At 62.5% G+C, this 15,548-nt stretch carries 21 protein-coding genes; 10 read left to right on the top strand and 11 right to left on the bottom strand.

Features of this window, described 5'->3' with window-relative positions:
• Window positions 1-342, top strand: a 342-nt coding sequence (locus CO676_RS35795; RefSeq protein ID WP_245424542.1) for a hypothetical protein, incomplete at its 5' end; no start/stop codon positions are given.
• 26 nt (window positions 343-368) lie between these two features.
• Here the strand turns inward: CO676_RS35795 and CO676_RS35525 are convergent.
• Together CO676_RS35525 and CO676_RS29690 are read right to left on the bottom strand one after the other, a co-directional pair.
• Entirely contained in the window at window positions 369-542 is a 174-nt protein-coding gene (locus CO676_RS35525; protein ID WP_014766132.1) for a hypothetical protein, read from the bottom strand.
• 77 nt (window positions 543-619) lie between these two features.
• Entirely contained in the window at window positions 620-877 is a 258-nt protein-coding gene (locus CO676_RS29690; RefSeq protein ID WP_014766131.1) for a hypothetical protein, read from the bottom strand.
• Between the two features lie 150 nt (window positions 878-1,027).
• On the opposite strand from CO676_RS29690, the gene CO676_RS29695 reads away from it, so the two are divergent.
• Window positions 1,028-1,546: a DUF1236 domain-containing protein gene (locus tag CO676_RS29695; protein WP_014766130.1), complete on the top strand. Its 519-nt coding sequence runs from the start codon at window positions 1,028-1,030 to the stop codon at window positions 1,544-1,546.
• A 173-nt stretch (window positions 1,547-1,719) separates the two neighbouring features.
• Here the strand turns inward: CO676_RS29695 and CO676_RS29700 are convergent, their stop codons facing one another.
• Window positions 1,720-2,226, bottom strand: a complete 507-nt coding sequence (locus CO676_RS29700) for a DUF892 family protein (RefSeq protein WP_097523719.1) — start codon at window positions 2,224-2,226, stop codon at window positions 1,720-1,722.
• Between the two features lie 174 nt (window positions 2,227-2,400).
• On the opposite strand from CO676_RS29700, the gene CO676_RS36890 reads away from it, so the two are divergent.
• Both CO676_RS36890 and CO676_RS29710 read left to right on the top strand, forming a co-directional pair.
• Complete coding sequence (locus CO676_RS36890; protein WP_080605701.1) at window positions 2,401-2,532, top strand: hypothetical protein; 132 nt, start codon at window positions 2,401-2,403, stop codon at window positions 2,530-2,532.
• 17 nt (window positions 2,533-2,549) lie between these two features.
• Complete coding sequence (locus tag CO676_RS29710) at window positions 2,550-2,873, top strand: hypothetical protein (RefSeq protein ID WP_014766127.1); 324 nt, start codon at window positions 2,550-2,552, stop codon at window positions 2,871-2,873.
• Between the two features lie 29 nt (window positions 2,874-2,902).
• On the opposite strand, the gene CO676_RS29715 is transcribed toward CO676_RS29710, so the two are convergent.
• Together CO676_RS29715 and CO676_RS29720 are read right to left on the bottom strand one after the other, a co-directional pair.
• On the bottom strand, window positions 2,903-4,879 hold the full coding sequence (locus CO676_RS29715; RefSeq protein WP_097523720.1) for a protein-L-isoaspartate(D-aspartate) O-methyltransferase: 1,977 nt from the start codon (window positions 4,877-4,879) through the stop codon (window positions 2,903-2,905).
• A gap of 124 nt (window positions 4,880-5,003) precedes the next feature.
• Window positions 5,004-5,861: an SDR family oxidoreductase gene (locus CO676_RS29720; protein WP_097523721.1), complete on the bottom strand. Its 858-nt coding sequence runs from the start codon at window positions 5,859-5,861 to the stop codon at window positions 5,004-5,006.
• Window positions 5,862-6,046: 185 nt separating this feature from the next.
• Here CO676_RS29720 and CO676_RS29725 point away from each other — a divergent pair, with 185 nt between their 5' ends.
• From CO676_RS29725 to CO676_RS29735, 3 genes are all read left to right on the top strand, one after another.
• Window positions 6,047-6,292: a hypothetical protein gene (locus CO676_RS29725; protein ID WP_097523722.1), complete on the top strand. Its 246-nt coding sequence runs from the start codon at window positions 6,047-6,049 to the stop codon at window positions 6,290-6,292.
• 27 nt (window positions 6,293-6,319) lie between these two features.
• Entirely contained in the window at window positions 6,320-6,514 is a 195-nt protein-coding gene (locus CO676_RS29730) for a hypothetical protein (protein ID WP_014766123.1), read from the top strand.
• A 117-nt stretch (window positions 6,515-6,631) separates the two neighbouring features.
• A complete protein-coding gene (locus CO676_RS29735; protein WP_097523723.1) occupies window positions 6,632-7,321 on the top strand; it encodes a BON domain-containing protein in 690 nt (229 codons plus the stop codon).
• On the opposite strand, the gene CO676_RS29740 is transcribed toward CO676_RS29735, so the two are convergent.
• The gene (locus tag CO676_RS29740; RefSeq protein WP_245424544.1) at window positions 7,322-8,452 is read right to left on the bottom strand and encodes a DNA topoisomerase IB; all 1,131 of its coding nucleotides are present in this window, start codon (window positions 8,450-8,452) and stop codon (window positions 7,322-7,324) included.
• 269 nt (window positions 8,453-8,721) lie between these two features.
• Here CO676_RS29740 and CO676_RS29745 point away from each other — a divergent pair, with 269 nt between their 5' ends.
• Both CO676_RS29745 and CO676_RS29750 read left to right on the top strand, forming a co-directional pair.
• Complete coding sequence (locus CO676_RS29745; protein WP_097523725.1) at window positions 8,722-9,705, top strand: SDR family oxidoreductase; 984 nt, start codon at window positions 8,722-8,724, stop codon at window positions 9,703-9,705.
• 53 nt (window positions 9,706-9,758) lie between these two features.
• On the top strand, window positions 9,759-10,928 hold the full coding sequence (locus CO676_RS29750) for a zinc-dependent alcohol dehydrogenase (protein WP_097523726.1): 1,170 nt from the start codon (window positions 9,759-9,761) through the stop codon (window positions 10,926-10,928).
• 32 nt (window positions 10,929-10,960) lie between these two features.
• Here the strand turns inward: CO676_RS29750 and CO676_RS29755 are convergent, their stop codons facing one another.
• From CO676_RS29755 to CO676_RS29770, 4 genes are all read right to left on the bottom strand, one after another.
• On the bottom strand, window positions 10,961-11,674 hold the full coding sequence (locus CO676_RS29755) for a metallophosphoesterase (protein ID WP_097523727.1): 714 nt from the start codon (window positions 11,672-11,674) through the stop codon (window positions 10,961-10,963).
• A gap of 12 nt (window positions 11,675-11,686) precedes the next feature.
• Window positions 11,687-12,496 carry a hypothetical protein gene (locus CO676_RS29760; RefSeq protein WP_014766117.1) on the bottom strand — a complete coding sequence of 270 codons (810 nt, stop codon included), beginning with the start codon at window positions 12,494-12,496 and terminating at the stop codon, window positions 11,687-11,689.
• Between the two features lie 148 nt (window positions 12,497-12,644).
• Complete coding sequence (locus CO676_RS29765; RefSeq protein WP_014766116.1) at window positions 12,645-13,250, bottom strand: hypothetical protein; 606 nt, start codon at window positions 13,248-13,250, stop codon at window positions 12,645-12,647.
• 76 nt (window positions 13,251-13,326) lie between these two features.
• Complete coding sequence (locus CO676_RS29770) at window positions 13,327-13,638, bottom strand: PepSY domain-containing protein (RefSeq protein WP_014766115.1); 312 nt, start codon at window positions 13,636-13,638, stop codon at window positions 13,327-13,329.
• Between the two features lie 174 nt (window positions 13,639-13,812).
• Here CO676_RS29770 and CO676_RS29775 point away from each other — a divergent pair, with 174 nt between their 5' ends.
• Window positions 13,813-13,974: a hypothetical protein gene (locus CO676_RS29775; protein WP_097523728.1), complete on the top strand. Its 162-nt coding sequence runs from the start codon at window positions 13,813-13,815 to the stop codon at window positions 13,972-13,974.
• 335 nt (window positions 13,975-14,309) lie between these two features.
• On the opposite strand, the gene CO676_RS29780 is transcribed toward CO676_RS29775, so the two are convergent.
• Entirely contained in the window at window positions 14,310-15,545 is a 1,236-nt protein-coding gene (locus tag CO676_RS29780) for a site-specific integrase (protein ID WP_097523729.1), read from the bottom strand.
• Window positions 15,546-15,548: the final 3 nt, after the last annotated feature.

The raw sequence follows: 15,548 nt of genomic DNA on the forward strand, positions 1-15,548 counted from the left end.
GGTGGACACCTCATGCCTCAGCACACTCAACCGCAAAAGGTGCTGGGAAATTCGCGCTTACTGAACAGAAGTGCCTTCTACGAGGAGTGTTCGCGCATCCTTGGAGCCTCGCACGCATATGAGGCGCCACGCTCCCTCAAGATCAATTGCTGGAACAATCGCGGCCCGGGCAATGGACACTTTCCCGGCTACGGGCTGATCCGCGTGCTCGGACCGCATCATATCCGAATTGCCCTCCGGCGTCCCGAGCTCAAGCTGTTGTGTCGCTCCGAGGAGGCGGCCTTCGCGGCGCTGAAACGCGCAAAGGCACTCGTCCTCCAAGCTCGGCCGAGTGAGCCCTGAGGCCAGTGCGACGTCAATGGGCTGAATCAGCGGGCCTTGTTTTCCGGCGGGCGCTCGTACAGCCTGTCGATTTCCCGCTTCTGCGCTTCCTTGGTCACGGGCGGGAGCGGCTTCTGCCGCATGACCGCATAGGCAATCACAGCGCCCAGGATGAAGGCACCGCCGCCGGTCACCAGTAGCCAGAAATAGTCCATCAACATGTTTCGGTGCCTCCTTGCAGTGAAGCCAACCGGCGTTGCCGGCGAAGGTTCCTGGTCGTAACGCGTTTGCTCGCAAGTCAGTCGGGCTTTGGCGTTTTCACCTCGCCAAAGCGCACTTCTTCGCGCGAGGGATTGTCGGCAATCGACTGCTCTTCCTCGTCGTTGGGAAGCGTTTCGTCCGGATCTACATTCTGCTCGTCTCTGCTGCGCACCGGGCGGACCCGGCCTTGAACGACCGTCTGCACTTTCATGCTTTTCGGCGTGCCAGCCGGCTCTTCATCGGTCGGCAGCATGGGTTTCTCGCGGGTGGGTTTCTTGGTGCTGTTGCGTGCCATCATATCCCTCCTTCTTCCTGAGAGGGGAAAGCAAAGACCAGCACTTTGTTCCGCTGTGTCAACGAGTGGCTGTTGTGGGATCACTTATATTAGCAGGAACAAATCTTCGGCGACGCGGTTGGAGCGCCGAAATCCGGGAAGGAGGAAACAATGAAATTCAGGCACTCAGTACTCGCATTCGCACTCGCCGTATCGCCCCTCGCTCTTGGTGGAGTTGCCGTGGCACAGGACACCCAACAACCGCAGCAGCAAGCCCCGGAGTCGCAGGGGACCGAGACCCAGCAAATGCCGGGTAGCGACAGTCAGGCCGTAACCGGCCAGAAGGACGATCGTTGCTCGAAACCCAATGCGCCGGCCGACTGCCCAAAAACCCCTGACACCGGTACGACCGGCGCCATCAGCTCTTCGGCTGGAGTAGAAGTGACGGCCGAGCAGCAAACCCAGCTGCGCAGCGTCATAAAGGAAAGCAGCGTTCAACCGGTTGACAAGGTGGACTTTGACGTGTCCGTCGGCGTTGCCGTGCCGCAGAGCGTGACTCTCCACGCCTTGCCGCCGCGGATTGTCGAGATCGTTCCCGCTTACAAGAGCTACAAATACTTCATGCTCGCAGATGGCCGGATCGTCATTGTCGATCCGAACAACATGCACATTGTCGCGGTCATCGCCTGACCGGCGAAACGCCGTCAGCGATGAGGCCCGCCTTGGCTAAGGCGGGCCTCATTTGCATCACCGTCTCGTCGCCAGTCTGGCGTGATGACGTTTCGACTTCGGGTGCAGCTCAAGCTTCACCGGCGATCTATCCTGCGCCGCCCCAGGAGGAGGCTCGTCGCGCCGCTCACCTGTCAGTGCTTGGCCGTCACGCCGCGCTGATCCCGTTCCAGGAACGTGCGGGTGATTTCCGCGGCATGCTGGCCGAGCCACTCGGCCATCTCGACTTCCTGCTGCAGAATGGTCTCGCAGATCCGCTTCGTTTCCTGATCGCCCGCGTAGTCGGCGGCAGCGATTAGGATCTTGTAGCTGGCGATTTCCATATGCTCGAACGTATAGCTGGCAAGCGAGCCCTTGACGACTTCGTCGCTGACGAAGAGCCCACTCAGACCCTGTCCGATGGCTACGATCTTGCCGCTGATATCTTTGATGGCCGAGCTCCCGCCGTGCAATCGTTCAAGGCAACGCTCGAGCATTGCGGCCTGATCGCGGGTTTCCTGTAGGTGCCGATCGATCCGCGCCTTGAGCTCAGGGTAGTTTTCCAGCCGCCGGGATTGACTGGTGAGCATCGTGATCGCCTGTTCTTCCATCGCATGCGCATCCCTCAGCCAGGCCTGCAAATGGTCGCTCGCCTTATGCATCGCGCTTTCCTCCTCTAAAAGGTGATCCAACCGGCCGTATGGCGAATGGTTCCGAACGGGAGGGTGCGAAGCGACGCCTCGACGGGGGAACAATTCCAATGCCTGGCGATTGATAGGAGAGGCGGTAAAACCGCAGATTTTTCTGATCCAATCACAGCAAATGCCGGAAGTATGATGTCGAAAAGCGTAGCCGCAGCAGGGATCGTCGTTCTGATACTGGTCGCGGTGCTCTGGACGATTTTTCCGTTCGATGGTCCGTCGGAAGAGGGACAGCCGGCGCCGCATGCGATCGATCAGTCCGAATGACCACATCGAGGATGCTCATGCAGGAAGAACTGAAGATTTACCGGTTGTCGCCGCTGGCCGGGCCCTCTGATCCCAACTGGCAGAACGCCAAGTACCAAGGGGAAGTGGTGGTCGTTGCGCGCTCCAGCGGAGATGCCAGGATTGTTGCCTCGGAGGCAGAGCTCGATTTCCGCGAGATCGATGCGAAACCGGCAGAGGGTGTGACCACCGACATGGCGAGCGCCTTTCGCAGCGAAAAGCTCTACACCGTGATCGAAGAGGGACCGGCACCGCCGGGTTCGAACCGCGGCGTGATCGCCGGCCAAGTCACCGTCGACAACATTATTTCCACCGAGCTTTGAGTATCGCCGCGCTAAGCCGACGCGCACTCCTATAGACCGAACGGGAAGGTCTCGGGCACGCCCGATCCTATATGTTCGGGCCCGAGCGGCGTGATAGGCGACGTGCTGTCGAACCAAACGAAGGCGTCGAACTGTCGCGGCAGGGAGGCATAGGAATAGTGGCTCAGCCGTTCGGTGTCCGGCCTGTAGATCACGCCGATGAACCGCTCGAGCTTCGGCTCCAGCAGGCGGTCGCGGAGCACTCGGTCTCGAGAGAAATCCAGGAGAAAGCGTCGAACCTTGGAATCATGGAAGTGGCGCTCGTAGCTGTCGTCGAGCGACGGCCGTATCGCCTTCACCTCCATTTCGCTTCCCCAGTCACTTGCCGCGGCGACATGTCCGTCATGGGTGCCGAAACCGATGAGCGCCGTCTCATGCCGGAAATGCTCGCGGCAAAGCTGACCGATATTGAGCTCGTCTCGGGCCATTCCCATGTCGGTGTGGCGGGCGTCGCCGATATGCGAGTTGTGGGCCCAGACGACGGCTTTTGCGCCGGATCCGCGCGCGTCGACAACGTGCTGCAGCGTCTCGAACATATGGGAGTCGCGCATATTCCAGGACTCGGCACCGGCGTAGTACATGATGCGGTAGTATTTTTCCGCTGAGGCGACGAGCCGCGCATTCTGTGCCGCGTCCAGAAGATCGTCGCCGTTTTCCTGCCCCGCCTGAAGCTGTTTCTCCAGCAAGTCGCGGCATTGGCGGACGACCGCCTCCTCGCATTTGTGGAAACTCCTGCTCAGCGCGGCCCGGCCATAGGTGGACGGCTCGTTTTGCCAGGGCGTCAGGCATCCATAGCGTTGGCGCGCAATCGCTGCCGCCTGCGGATCGATCTTGTCGAGATATTCGAGGACGGCGGCGATCGAGCCGCTCATGTTGTAGATGTCGAGGCCGTAGAATCCCGCTCTCTGCGCTTCGGCCTTGTCTTCATTGTGCCGGCGCAGCCATTCGACGAAGTCCATCACCTCGCGGTTTCGCCACATCCAGGCGGGGAAGCGCTGGAAAGGAACCTGCAGCCGGGCACTGGGCGGCCGGTGACGGACGTAGCGATCGACCGCCGCCGCGTCCGGCCAATCCGCCTCGACGGCGAGAATGGTAAAGCCATGCGCCTCGATCAGCCGGCGGGTAATGGCCGCGCGGGCCCGATAGAATTCCGACGTGCCGTGGCTTGCCTCGCCGAGCAGCACCAGCCGTCGCTCGGCGAAGCGGTCGAAAAGACGGCCGAAGGCGGGGTCGTCGAGATCCGGCAGCGGCTCGGCCGCGTCGGCGATCAATTCGGGCAGCGTGGGCGTGCGGCTGGGTTTGGCGCGCAGTTCTGTCCCCGCTTCCTTCCAGCCCTGCTCGCCGATGAGCGGCACGAACCTGACGCCGCCGAGGTCCTGTTCCTCGAATGTGGTGGCGTTGACGCGGGTGATCTTCATCAGGCGCTGCTCGTCGCGTGGGCCGACCGGAATGACCACATGGCCGCCGAGATCCAACTGCTCCTTGAGAGCCTGCGGTACGTCCGGACCGCCCGCTGCCACGAGGACGGCGTCGAACGGCCCGGCGTCCGGCCAACCCGTCGTGCCGTCCCCGACGCGTACGGAAATATTGTCGTAGCCGAGCTTGGCGAAGCGCCCTTGGGCCGCCTCGGCCAAGCCGGCGTGGCGCTCTATGGTGTAGACGTGAGCGGCGATGCGGCTCAACACAGCCGCCGCATAGCCGGATCCCGTGCCGATCTCGAGGACCGTATCGCCCGGCTGGACCTCGGCCTGCTCGGTCATCAGCGCGACGATGAACGGCTGCGAAATGGTCTGGCCGTGGCCGATCGCCAGTGCCGAATCCTCATAGGCAAACTCCTCGAAGCCGGGGTCGACAAAGGCCTCGCGCGGAACGATGCGCATCGCTTCGAGAACATCGGGATCCCGGATGCCGCGGCGGGAGAGGTGGGTTAGGATCATTCTTTCGCGTGCATGGGAAAAATCGATCATAACGGACCCTCCTGCAACGCTGCAACCGCCGGCATCGGCGTCGCGCAACTCGACAACCACCAAACGCTACCAATGTTCCCATGCCCGCGAGACATGGCATTGCCGCTGACGGTAACGGGTGCGGCTACAGTATCGGCTTGCCGCCGGTGACGGCGATTGTCGCGCCAGAGACGTAGCTCGACAGCGGATCCGCCAGCATTACATAGGCCGAGGCGAGTTCCACCGGTTGCCCGGGCCGCTTCATCGGCACCTGCTTGCCGAAATTCATGACCGAATCCTCGGGAAGGGTGGAGGGGATCAGCGGTGTCCAGATCGGGCCCGGCGCCACCGCATTGGCGCGTATGCCCTTGTCGGCAAGCATTTGCGCCAGGCCGGCGGTGAAATTCTGGATCGCACCCTTGGTGGTCGCATAGGCCAGCAGGATCGGGTTCGGGACATCCGCATTGATCGAGGCGGTGTTGATGATCGAACTGCCCGGTTTCATATGCGGGACCGCTGCGCGGGTGAGATAGAACATCGCATGAATGTTCACGCGGAAGGTCAGTTCCCATTCCTCGTCGGAGATGTCCGCGATATCCGGAAAGGAGGCCTGGTGCGCGGCGTTGTTGACAAGGATGTCGATACCGCCGAGTTCGTTGAGCGCCGTCTCGACAATTCGCTTGCAATGGTCCGATGTCTGGATATCGCCGGCGACGAGGACGCCCTTGCATCCCGCCTCTTCGACAAGCGTCTTGGTCGATTTCGCGTCCTCGTGCTCGTTCAGGTAAGAGATAAGGACATCGGCGCCCTCTCGTGCGTAGGCGATTGCCACAGCTCGGCCAATGCCGCTGTCTCCGCCGGTGATGATGGCTTTCTTACCCTGCAGCCGGCCCGATCCCTGGTAGGTTTTCTCCCCGTGGTCCGGCAGGGGGTCCATACGGTCCGTGGTTCCAGGCATCGGCTGGCTCTGACGCTTGAACGGCGGGCGCGGGTAACTCTCCATGGTCCAGGCCTCCTTCTTGGATTTCGGCGCGAATGATTGTTCGGCCAGTCGTCGATAACGGGCGCGATTCCTAACTCGGGCTCGCCGGGCTTTGTTCCGAGGCCGAGAGCCTCGTTGGAACGGCCCATGATGGAACTTCGCCTCCGGGCTGGCGTTGACCAAGCGGCAACCCCGAGGAGGGCGAAATGGGAAAAGTCGAAAACAAGTCCAAGCGCGTCCCGGACGTCAGGACCGGTTCCAGTGAGCCCGTCAAGACCGACAGCGACCTGCATCCGGAAGCCGGCACGCAGCCGCTGGAGCCGGACGAACTCATCCAAAAGCGGGCCGCGCGCGAGGCAATGCGCAGGAAAAGGGACGATTATATCGTCGAGTCCGACCTCGAGGACGAAGACCAGCGCTTCCCGCTTCCGACAATGAAAGACCAGGAGTGACACAGCGGGCTGCACAGGAGAAAAATCATGAAGACCCCAAAAAATGGAGCGCCCGGCACCACGGAGCAATCGCCGCGGTGGGAAGGGCCGAAGGAGACGCGGCCAAGAGGCTATTTGCCGGCGAAGGATGACCCGGAGCATGACCGGGATGCGGCCGGCGAAAACCTGAAGGACCCGCACCGAGGCAAACCCTCGGACGCCCTCAAGACAAAGGACGACTGAGCCCGCGCCGCTCGGCTGGGGCGCTTGGCCGATGCGTGCTGCGCACCGGAACCGAGACGCTGTTCGGTGGTTTGAATCGTCGAAGTCGTCAAGGAACCGAAAGGAAAGGAGCAACAGATGCCCAGGAGAAAAGATTGGAGGCGAGATGATCCCTATTGGCGCTCGCGCGAATCCGGCAGGGATTGGTACGGCGATGAGAGAGGCGCCCGGCGGCGCTTTGCGGAGACGGTCGAACCGCGCGGCGCCGATTACGAGAATTCCGAGTATTTCCCGGATGCGGAATCCAGTGCCGGTCCCTATCGCAGGATGGGTGAGGACTACGGGCGTTCGAGCTGGGAGCGTGGTTATGGCGGTTATGGTTCCGACTACGGCTATCGGGGGCGGCCGTCCTCTCCGCGGTCCAACCGGGACTGGGACGAGGAGCGAGGCTTCTTCGAACGGGCCGGCGACGAGGTAGCCTCATGGTTCGGTGACGAAGATGCCGAGCGCCGGCGCCAAATGGATCAGCATCGTGGCAAAGGGCCGAAGGGCTATACCCGCTCCGACAGCCGCATCCAGGAAGATGTCAGCGACCGTCTGAGCGATGACGGGGCACTCGACGCTTCCGACATCGAGGTCTCGGTCACAAGTGGCGAGGTTCAGCTCAGCGGTTTCGTCGAGACCAAATGGGCGAAACGCCGCGCCGAGGACCTGGCGGAAAACGTCTCCGGCGTTAGCCACGTCCAGAACAATATTCGCCTTCGAGGCGCCGGTTCGTCCGGGGGAACGTCCGGCTGGAACCCGGGCGGAAGCAATCAAAATCTCTGATCAGATAACGGCGGGGCTCGGTCCCGCCGTTATTCCGTTCATCGTGACCGCTGCCTTGGTCTCCGAACGTGCGGCGCGCACAAGAAAATTGAGCATGCGCGCTTCCTCCACCCGTAGCTCAGGGTTTGCGCGTCCGCGGCGGCGCAGCTGTTTGGCGGAGACAGCAGAGCCGGTATCCGCGAGAGCGATGACATCCGGATGGATGTAGCTTTTGCGGCAGATAGCCGGCGTGTTGCAGAGAGTCGCGGCAGCCGCCTCGCACATCGTCTTGACGGTCGGGCGCTCGCCTCTCTCCAGTGCTTCGCGTACTGCCGTGAAGGCGGCAACGCTGCCCGCCCAAGTCCGGAACGTCTTGGCCGAAACCGAGAAGCCGGCAATCTCCGCCAGATAGCGGTTGAGACGACCCGAGTCGACCGGGCGCAGGACATCGTTGTCGTCCCTCCACACGAAGAGCTGCCGTCCCGGCAGGTCGGCGATGTTCTCGAGCAGGCGCTGCAGTTTCGGGCGCCGCAGCCGCCGCTGCACCCGTTTGCCTCCCTTGGCGATAAACCGCAGCTCTATGCAACCGTCGAGGAGCCGCAAATGGCGCTTCAACAGCGTCGTCGCGCCATAGGTCGAATTCGCCTCGACATAGGCGGGACTTCCGGTTCGCAGATGCGCTTCGTCGAGCAAGGCGACCAGAGCGGCGAGCACCGTCCGTGCGTCGCCGGCTCCTCCTTCCATGTGGCGGCGGGTCGTGCGCCGGATCCTCGGCAGCGCCTTGCCAAAGAGAAGGAGCTGAGCGAACTTGTCGCCGCTCCGCTGCACCTGCCATTCCGTGTGGTAGCGGTATTGCTTTCGACCGCGCGCGTCATAGCCGGTCGCCTGCAGGTGCCCGTTCTCGTCCAGGCAAATCCACACGTTCTCGTAGGCTGGCGGCAGGCCCAGCGATGCGATACGGGCCTTCACGACGGGGTCGGTCAGGATCAAGCCGTCCGGCAGCCGGTAGACGAACCCCTTGCCGGAGCGCTGCCGCCTGATGCCCGGCACCGAATCGCTGACATAGACGAGCCCGCTTTCCTTCGCGGGACCTTCGCCTGCCGCCACATCGCGCCCATTGCGGCTGCGCCCGGCGCCGGATCGATCACGCATCGCCGCCGCATGGCGGGCCGAATTGGAACTGACTTGCAGCGGCATGGACGGGGTCTTCCTTCAGGCGGTGAAATTTCGATCGCAGACTAACGCCCTGCCATGCGGGTCGGGTTCCATGCCGGATGCGCCGCCGGATCGATTTCCTCGGCGCCCGCATTGGCAGCGGAACATTATCGGCCGCAGGTGGTTCCATCGGCGCATCAATGTGCTGAAGCGGCCTTTGTGTTTTCAAAGACGCACGGCGATGTCGTTCCAGAGGGAGACGCGCGATGCGGAAAGCGTTGAAAGATGCGGTGGTGGTGATTACCGGAGCCTCGTCCGGAGTCGGACAGGCGACGGCGGAGGAATTTGCCCGGCAAGGTTCGAGACTCGTGCTGGCCGCGCGCGACGCGGTGGCGCTGCAAAAGGTGGCGCGCACCTGCCGTGATCTCGGGGCGGCTGTGCTGGTCGTGCCGACCGATGTCACCGATGCGGATGCGGTCAGGGACCTGGCAGGAAAGGCCTTGAGCTTCGGCAAAATCGACGTCTGGTTCAGCAATGTCGGCGTCGGCGCGGTCGGCCGCTTCCAGGAAACGCCGATCGAGGCTCACGAGCAGGTCATTCGCACGAACCTGATCGGGCACGTCAACGATGCGCATGCCGCCATTCCCGTCTTCCTGAAGCAGGGCCACGGCACTTTCATCAACATGATCTCGCTCGGCGGCTTTGCCTCGACACCTTTTGCGGCGGCATACAGTGCCAGCAAGTTCGGCCTCCGAGGCTTTTCCGAAGCGCTGCGTGCCGAACTCGCCGATGAACCCGACATTCACATCTGCGATGTCTATCCAACCTTCATGGATACGCCCGGCGTCGCGCATGGCGCGAACTACACCGGCCGCAGGCTCAGCGTTCCGCCTCCAGTCTATGATGCGCGCCGGGCCGCCCGCGCCGTCGTCCGCCTGGCGCAATATCCACGCAGCGCCGTCACCGTCGGCGTCGTCGCCGACCTGGCGCGGCTCGCGCATTTTCTCGCCCCCAATACGACCTCCCGCCTGCTGGCCCGCCTGACGTCGTCCTATCTCAGGCGAGCGCCGCGTGCCGAAAGGAGCAACGGCAACCTGTTCAGGGCCCCTGCAAATCCCGGCGGCATCGAAGGCGGGTGGCGTTCGGAGCGCAGAGTTCCAATCGCCGCCGTTGCGGCCGCGGCCGTCGTTGGCCTTGCGCTCGCGGCGGTGATCGGCGGCGTACCCCGCACCTCGTATCGACGGCACTGAAGGCTCGCTTGCCGGGCACAGAGCGCGTTCGACAACAGTGGAGGGATCTCGCAATGAAGGCTCTGACTTGGCACGGCAAGGGCGACATCCGGTGCGAGAGTGTTCCCGATCCGATAATCGAGGACCAGCACGACGCCATCATCAAGGTTACTGCCTGCGCAATCTGCGGCTCCGATCTGCACATCTTCAACGGGCTGATACCGGCGATGGAGCATGGCGACGTCGTTGGTCACGAGACCATGGGCGAGGTCGTCGAGGTCGGCAGGGCTGCGACGAAGCTAAAGGTCGGAGAGCGCGTCGTGGTGCCCTTCACCATCGCCTGCGGCGCGTGCTTCTTCTGCCAGCGGGGCTTCTACTCCGCCTGCGAGCGAACCAATCCCGACCGGGAGAAAGCGATGAAGATGTGGGGCAATTCGCCCTCGGGCCTGTTCGGCTATTCACATCTTCTCGGCGGCTACCGCGGCGGCCAGGCCGAGTATCTGCGTGTGCCGCACGCCGATGTAGGGCCGATCAAGGTACCGGAGGAACTCACCGACGAGCAGGTCCTGTTTCTCTCGGATATCTTTCCGACCGGATACATGGCTGCCGAATTCTGCGGCATCGAGCCGGGCGACACGATCGCCATCTGGGGCTGCGGGCCTGTCGGCCAGATGGCGATCCGTTCGGCCTTCCTGCTCGGGGCGGAACGGGTGATCGCCGTCGATACGGTTCCCGAGCGGCTGCGGCTTGCGGAAACTGCAGGCGCGGTCACGCTCGACTATATGCAGGAGGATATCTACGACCGCATCATGGAGATGACCCATGGGCGCGGCGCGGATGCCTGCATCGATGCGGTGGGGACGGAGGCCGACAGCCGGGCAAGCCTCGATTCCCTCGTCGACCGCGTCAAGGTCGCCACCTACCTCGGCACCGATCGTCCGCATGTGCTGCGCCAGGCGATCCACTGCTGCCGGAATTTCGGTACGGTCTCCATCGTCGGAGTCTATGGCGGCTATCTCGACAAGATACCCTTCGGCTCGGCGATCAATCGGGGGCTGACCTTCCGCATGGCGCAAACACCCGTTCAGCGCTACCTGCCCTTGCTGCTCGATCGCATCCGCAAGGGCGAGATCGATCCCTCCTTCGTCATCACCCACCGGGGCTCCCTGGACGGCGGGCCAAACCTTTATCAGACATTCAACAAGAGGGCGGACGGCTGTGTGAAGGTTGTCCTGAAACCTTGAACGGAAGATGTCGCTATCCCGCCTCGGCGTGATCAGAATTCCAGGATCGCATAGGGCCGGCCAGTCGGCTTCTCCACATGGGCGGCGACATTGAAGACGGGCGCGCCGCCTGGCGTCGTGCCCTTGTAAGTGCCCTTGTGAGCGTGACCGTGGACGACGGCGCTGACGCGGAACCGGTCGATTGTTTCGGCGAAACGAGAGGAGCCGAGGAAGGGATAGATCTCTTCCGGCTCTCCCGCAACGGTCTCGGCGATCGGCGCGTAGTGGAGCACGACCACGGAGTGCTGGGCACTGGTTTTTCGCAGGGCGTTTTCGAGGCGCATCGCTTCGTCGACGGTGGCGGAAACCATCGTCTTCAGGGCTGTTTCGCCGAAAGAACCGAGCATGTGGCGCCCGAAGCCGCCGACAAATCCTTTCGTGCCGGCAAAGCCGATGCCGGCGATCTCGACCGCCTGCCCATCAAGGAGGTGGACACCTGCCTTCATGAGGATCGACGAGATCTCCTCGACGGCATTGCATTGGTGGTCGTGGTTTCCGAGAACCGCCACCACAGGGACGGTGCAGTATTTCAGGTCGGAGGCGAGAAGCTCCGCCTCGGCGGGCTTGCCGAGATCGGTCAGGTCGCCGGCGATCACCAGCACATCGGCGACTTTCGACACTTCCGAAAACAGTTCCGCATAGGAGACCGAACCATCCTCTTTCATGTGGAGGTCGGCAACCGCGGCCACCTTCAGCTTGTTGCCCATGGTAACAACTCCCTATTTTCCTGTCCGCATCTCGAGGTCGCCGCCGACGTCGGCAAATCCCCATTCGGTCACGTCGATCTCGTAATCGCGCCGCGAGTACATCCTGCCGCGGCAAATCTTCGTCTGGGGCAGCGGCAAGTCCCGCTGGGCCGCCAGCCGGCTCAGCAGCTCGTCCATCAGCCACAGGGGAACCCTGTCGCGCTCAGAGGGGTAGATCCACCGGAAATTGAGGAGATGGATCAGCAGCACCTCCCAGTGCGCTTCCATATATTCGAGCAGCCGGCGCCAATCGATCCGGTCGTGGGTCTTTAAAATCGTGTGGGCGACGTCGGCACCGTCGTAGCGCTCGCGAAGCTGGATGAAGGATTTCGACCAGACCAATTCGGTCGGAGCGACGATCGACACCGGGGACGCGCTGATCTCCACTGGCAAGGCATGTTCGAACCATGCATCGTTGACGAGCATGGTTCCGTTCGGCGAGGCGAAGATGACGTCGAAGAAGAACTTGCCCTTGTAGACCTTTCCGAGCCACCGGTCGTCCTCGATTTCGACCGAGTAACCGCGCGACTTGAAATGCTTGAGGATGCGGGTGTAGTCGCCGGCCTTGCAGAACACGTCGAGATCCTTCGTCGGCCTTGAAATGCCGGTATAGGCGCTGACGGCGAAGGTGCCGGCGATCAGGAAGGGGATCTTGCATTTGACGAGCTCGGCTATGGACGTGGCGACGAAGGCCTCGGCCTTCTCGTCGACGAGTTGCGGCAGGGCAAGGGGAGCGCGGGTCGTTCGCGGCGACTTCGACTTCGGTGGCATTGCCGATGGCATGCTTTCTCTCCTGCGAAGGAACACCTACGACAACACCCGAGAACTCGGCTAGGTTCCGCAGCATCGAGGCGAACGCTCCCGGAAGTGCTGTGGGAGAGATGAATTCACGGGCGCAGCCGCAGGCCGCGCCCGCAGTCAATGTCGAGCGTTAAAGTGCCGGTGGGCGATAGCGTTCACGCTCGCGCTGAACCTCATCGAGGCTCAAGGGCGCGGAGGCCGCGTCGAAAGTGCTCCAGCCTTCTTCGGTGTAGGCGCGCCTGCGAACCGAGGTGTCGACGGCATGACGGTTCCTGAGGATGGCATCGGCTTGCGGGACCAGCGCCTCGTCGACCTTGGCCACCACCAGCGTGCCGCCCCGGCGCACGCCCTCTGCGTAAAGATGCGCGTCCTCCTCCGGTATGCCCGAATCCGTCAGCGAACCGATGATGCCACCGGTGGCGGCACCCGCCACCGCTCCGGCGATGGCACCCGCGGCTGTCGATGCGAGCCAACCGGCAGCGACGACAGGCCCGACGCCCGGTATGGCCATCAGCCCCAGCCCGGTCAGGAGGCCGACCGCGCCGCCGCCGGTCGCACCCAGCCCTGCACCGACGCCGGCGCCTTCGGCAGCCCCGGAACTCTCGCCCGAATAGCGATCGCCGACATTATTGGCGACCAAGCTGATATCCTCCGACGGAATGCCGGCTGCCTCCAGGTCGTTCACCGCCTGTCGAGCGTCATGGTAGTCGTCGAAAAGCCCTGCCACAGTTCTCATCTTCTTCTCCCTTTCTGTAGCGCTGGAAACGGAAGCGAGCAGATTTCCGCCCGTTTCCGACCGAAATCATCGTGACCTAGAGCGCGGTGACGTTGCCTTGGTAATCGAGAGAAACGGCAACGGACTTGCCGTCCTTCATCGCGGTTGCACGCCAGATTCCCTGGTCGTCGAGCTTCAGCCCCGTGACGTCGGCGTAACCGGCTCCCTCGATCCGCTCGCGCGCCTGGTCTTCCGTAAAGCTGTTCTTGCCTGCGACGGGAGCTTCCGGGTTTTGGGTGCCGGGCGTGGCGATCGCCGGTGTGCTTCCGCCCGAGGTTGCCGACTGCCCAAAAGCCGGCATTGCGGCAGCGCTTAAAAGCACTGCAACGCCAAAGATCGTGATTTTCATAGCCTTTCCTCTCTCGGGGATCGTTTCCCGACCAACCAAACCGGCCGGGCATGGTTTGGTTCCGCGGTGTACTCGAGCGACGATCGAGCGCGGCAAGAGGAGTAGAATTGCGGAACTTTCTTGCGATTTTCCGGTTGCACGCTCCCGTGAACCGAGATCTTCGAGGAGAGCGCAATGGCTACCAACATGAAGGACGGCAAGGCGCCCAAGAGTTCCAGTGGAAAGCACGGCGGAAACCGCGCCGGCGACCAGGCCAAGAAAGACGCGGGCAAGAAAGACGAGGTCAAGAAGAGCAGCCAGGCGGCCGGCAAGGACCCGCAGCGGGGCAAGGGCTGAGGAGCACCAAACAAAAAGGCCGGGCTCAGCCCGACCTTTCATCGCCACCTCCCGCCGCTGCCAGTACATCCGTGGTCAGCGGCGAGAGGGACAGTAAGGGCAGTGTAGGCGGCGATTGTTACAGTGGCAAGACGATCAAAAGGGTGAGGGTGTTTGGTTAGTACAGCTTCAGCCAGCGAGCTTCCACCGGGCGCCTCACGGCTGATCGCCCGAGGAAGAGAGGTAACAAATGGTGATCCCGGCGCGATTCGAACGCGCGACCCCCAGATTAGGAAACCGCTTCAAAGCCTTTCTATGCATGGCTTAGAGCGTTCCATGTCGCATCCATGTTGCAGTCAGGCGAGGAATGCACGCTCGGCTGCGGCCATTTCGTCGGCGTCATCGTCCTTCGGGAAGAGGTGCGAATAGCGGTCCATTGTAAGCGCGATCGTCGAGTGTCCCATGCGCTCTTGAACGATCTTCGGTGTCAGGCCGAGCCCGCCGTCTTCCTTGCGATTGATGCACCATGAGGCGAAGAAATGGCGAAGGCAATGCAGCCCGGTATACTTCGGCGTCAGCACTGGTTTCCCCTTCTCGTCGACCTCGCCGGTGTCGACAACGACGCCGGCGGTGATCCAGGCCGGATGAAGTCCGCGGCGAAGGATGTTGTTCAATTGCTCGATCTTGCCCTGACCGTTCGGGAATACTAGATCGAGATCCATGATCTTTTGGCCCGCGTCGTCGACCTTGCCCGTGTCCTTCTTCGGACAAGCAAGCTTCCATTCCCGCAGAGCGTTGCAAACCATCGGTGGGGCAGGCACCGTCCTTTCGCTCGCATGAGACTTCGGCCGGCCTATGTCGTTGAATCTGTCGGCCCTCTGGTGGACACGGATTCGTCCCTTCTCGAAATCGATGTCTTGCCATCTGAGGCCGCGAAGCTCGGAAGCTCTTAGGCCACAGAAGGCCGCTGTCAGGAAAAGAGGCCTCCAACGGCCGGAAATCGCGCCGATCAGCGCTTTGACCTCATCACGGGTCGGAATATCGACGCCGATCTTTAATCGGCCTCTCTGGCGCTTCTCCTGTCGCTTTTCACCAGATCCGCGACGACCCTTCATGTCCCTTACGACATTCCGGGCGACTAGGCCGCGCTCCTGGGCGTCGGCAATCAGGGTGCCGAGGCTCACCAGCACCTTTTTGATCATGGCTGTCGACCTGTCCGCCTCACGCAACTGGTCTTCGAATGCTCGTATCTTCGCTATCGACAAGCCCGGCAGCTTCGACGCACCGAGGAACGGAACGATGTGGATTCGAAGGTGGCGCTCGTAGTCCATGATCGTCGCGCGCTCGAGCCCGGCCGCCCTGGCGCTTGCAAGCCACAGCTTACCAGCTTCCTCGACGGTGGCACTGGCGCTGTCGGCAACGTGAACGCCTTCCCGAATCTCGACCTTTGCCGTTGCAGCGAAAGCGTCGGCATCCTTCTTCTTCGTGAAGGTCTTCAGCCGGCGCTTACCGGCCGCGTCGAAATAGTCGACTATCCACGCGGTCTTTTCCTCGCCCCCAGCCGTCTTCCATTTGCGCTTTCGGACTGACATGGC

The sequence above is a fragment of the Sinorhizobium sp. BJ1 genome (assembly GCF_002531555.1).
GTDB classification, from domain to species: Bacteria; Pseudomonadota; Alphaproteobacteria; order Rhizobiales; family Rhizobiaceae; genus Sinorhizobium; species Sinorhizobium fredii_B.

Bases quoted from the DNA above. Each gene is read 5' to 3' on its own strand.
- CO676_RS29730 (WP_014766123.1), top strand. From the start codon at position 6,320: ATGAAGACCCCAAAAAATGGAGCGCCCGGCACCACGGAGCAATCGCCG.
- CO676_RS29780 (WP_097523729.1), bottom strand. From the start codon at position 15,545: ATGTCAGTCCGAAAGCGCAAATGGAAGACGGCTGGGGGCGAGGAAAAG.
- CO676_RS29755 (WP_097523727.1), bottom strand. From the start codon at position 11,674: ATGGGCAACAAGCTGAAGGTGGCCGCGGTTGCCGACCTCCACATGAAA.
- CO676_RS29775 (WP_097523728.1), top strand. From the start codon at position 13,813: ATGGCTACCAACATGAAGGACGGCAAGGCGCCCAAGAGTTCCAGTGGA.
- CO676_RS29710 (WP_014766127.1), top strand. From the start codon at position 2,550: ATGCAGGAAGAACTGAAGATTTACCGGTTGTCGCCGCTGGCCGGGCCC.
- CO676_RS35525 (WP_014766132.1), bottom strand. From the start codon at position 542: ATGTTGATGGACTATTTCTGGCTACTGGTGACCGGCGGCGGTGCCTTC.
- CO676_RS29735 (WP_097523723.1), top strand. From the start codon at position 6,632: ATGCCCAGGAGAAAAGATTGGAGGCGAGATGATCCCTATTGGCGCTCG.
- CO676_RS29695 (WP_014766130.1), top strand. From the start codon at position 1,028: ATGAAATTCAGGCACTCAGTACTCGCATTCGCACTCGCCGTATCGCCC.
- CO676_RS29700 (WP_097523719.1), bottom strand. From the start codon at position 2,226: ATGCATAAGGCGAGCGACCATTTGCAGGCCTGGCTGAGGGATGCGCAT.
- CO676_RS29740 (WP_245424544.1), bottom strand. From the start codon at position 8,452: ATGCGTGATCGATCCGGCGCCGGGCGCAGCCGCAATGGGCGCGATGTG.
- CO676_RS29690 (WP_014766131.1), bottom strand. From the start codon at position 877: ATGGCACGCAACAGCACCAAGAAACCCACCCGCGAGAAACCCATGCTG.
- CO676_RS29715 (WP_097523720.1), bottom strand. From the start codon at position 4,879: ATGATCGATTTTTCCCATGCACGCGAAAGAATGATCCTAACCCACCTC.
- CO676_RS29745 (WP_097523725.1), top strand. From the start codon at position 8,722: ATGCGGAAAGCGTTGAAAGATGCGGTGGTGGTGATTACCGGAGCCTCG.
- CO676_RS29725 (WP_097523722.1), top strand. From the start codon at position 6,047: ATGGGAAAAGTCGAAAACAAGTCCAAGCGCGTCCCGGACGTCAGGACC.
- CO676_RS29720 (WP_097523721.1), bottom strand. From the start codon at position 5,861: ATGGAGAGTTACCCGCGCCCGCCGTTCAAGCGTCAGAGCCAGCCGATG.
- CO676_RS29770 (WP_014766115.1), bottom strand. From the start codon at position 13,638: ATGAAAATCACGATCTTTGGCGTTGCAGTGCTTTTAAGCGCTGCCGCA.
- CO676_RS29750 (WP_097523726.1), top strand. From the start codon at position 9,759: ATGAAGGCTCTGACTTGGCACGGCAAGGGCGACATCCGGTGCGAGAGT.
- CO676_RS29765 (WP_014766116.1), bottom strand. From the start codon at position 13,250: ATGAGAACTGTGGCAGGGCTTTTCGACGACTACCATGACGCTCGACAG.
- CO676_RS36890 (WP_080605701.1), top strand. From the start codon at position 2,401: ATGTCGAAAAGCGTAGCCGCAGCAGGGATCGTCGTTCTGATACTGGTC.
- CO676_RS29760 (WP_014766117.1), bottom strand. From the start codon at position 12,496: ATGCCATCGGCAATGCCACCGAAGTCGAAGTCGCCGCGAACGACCCGC.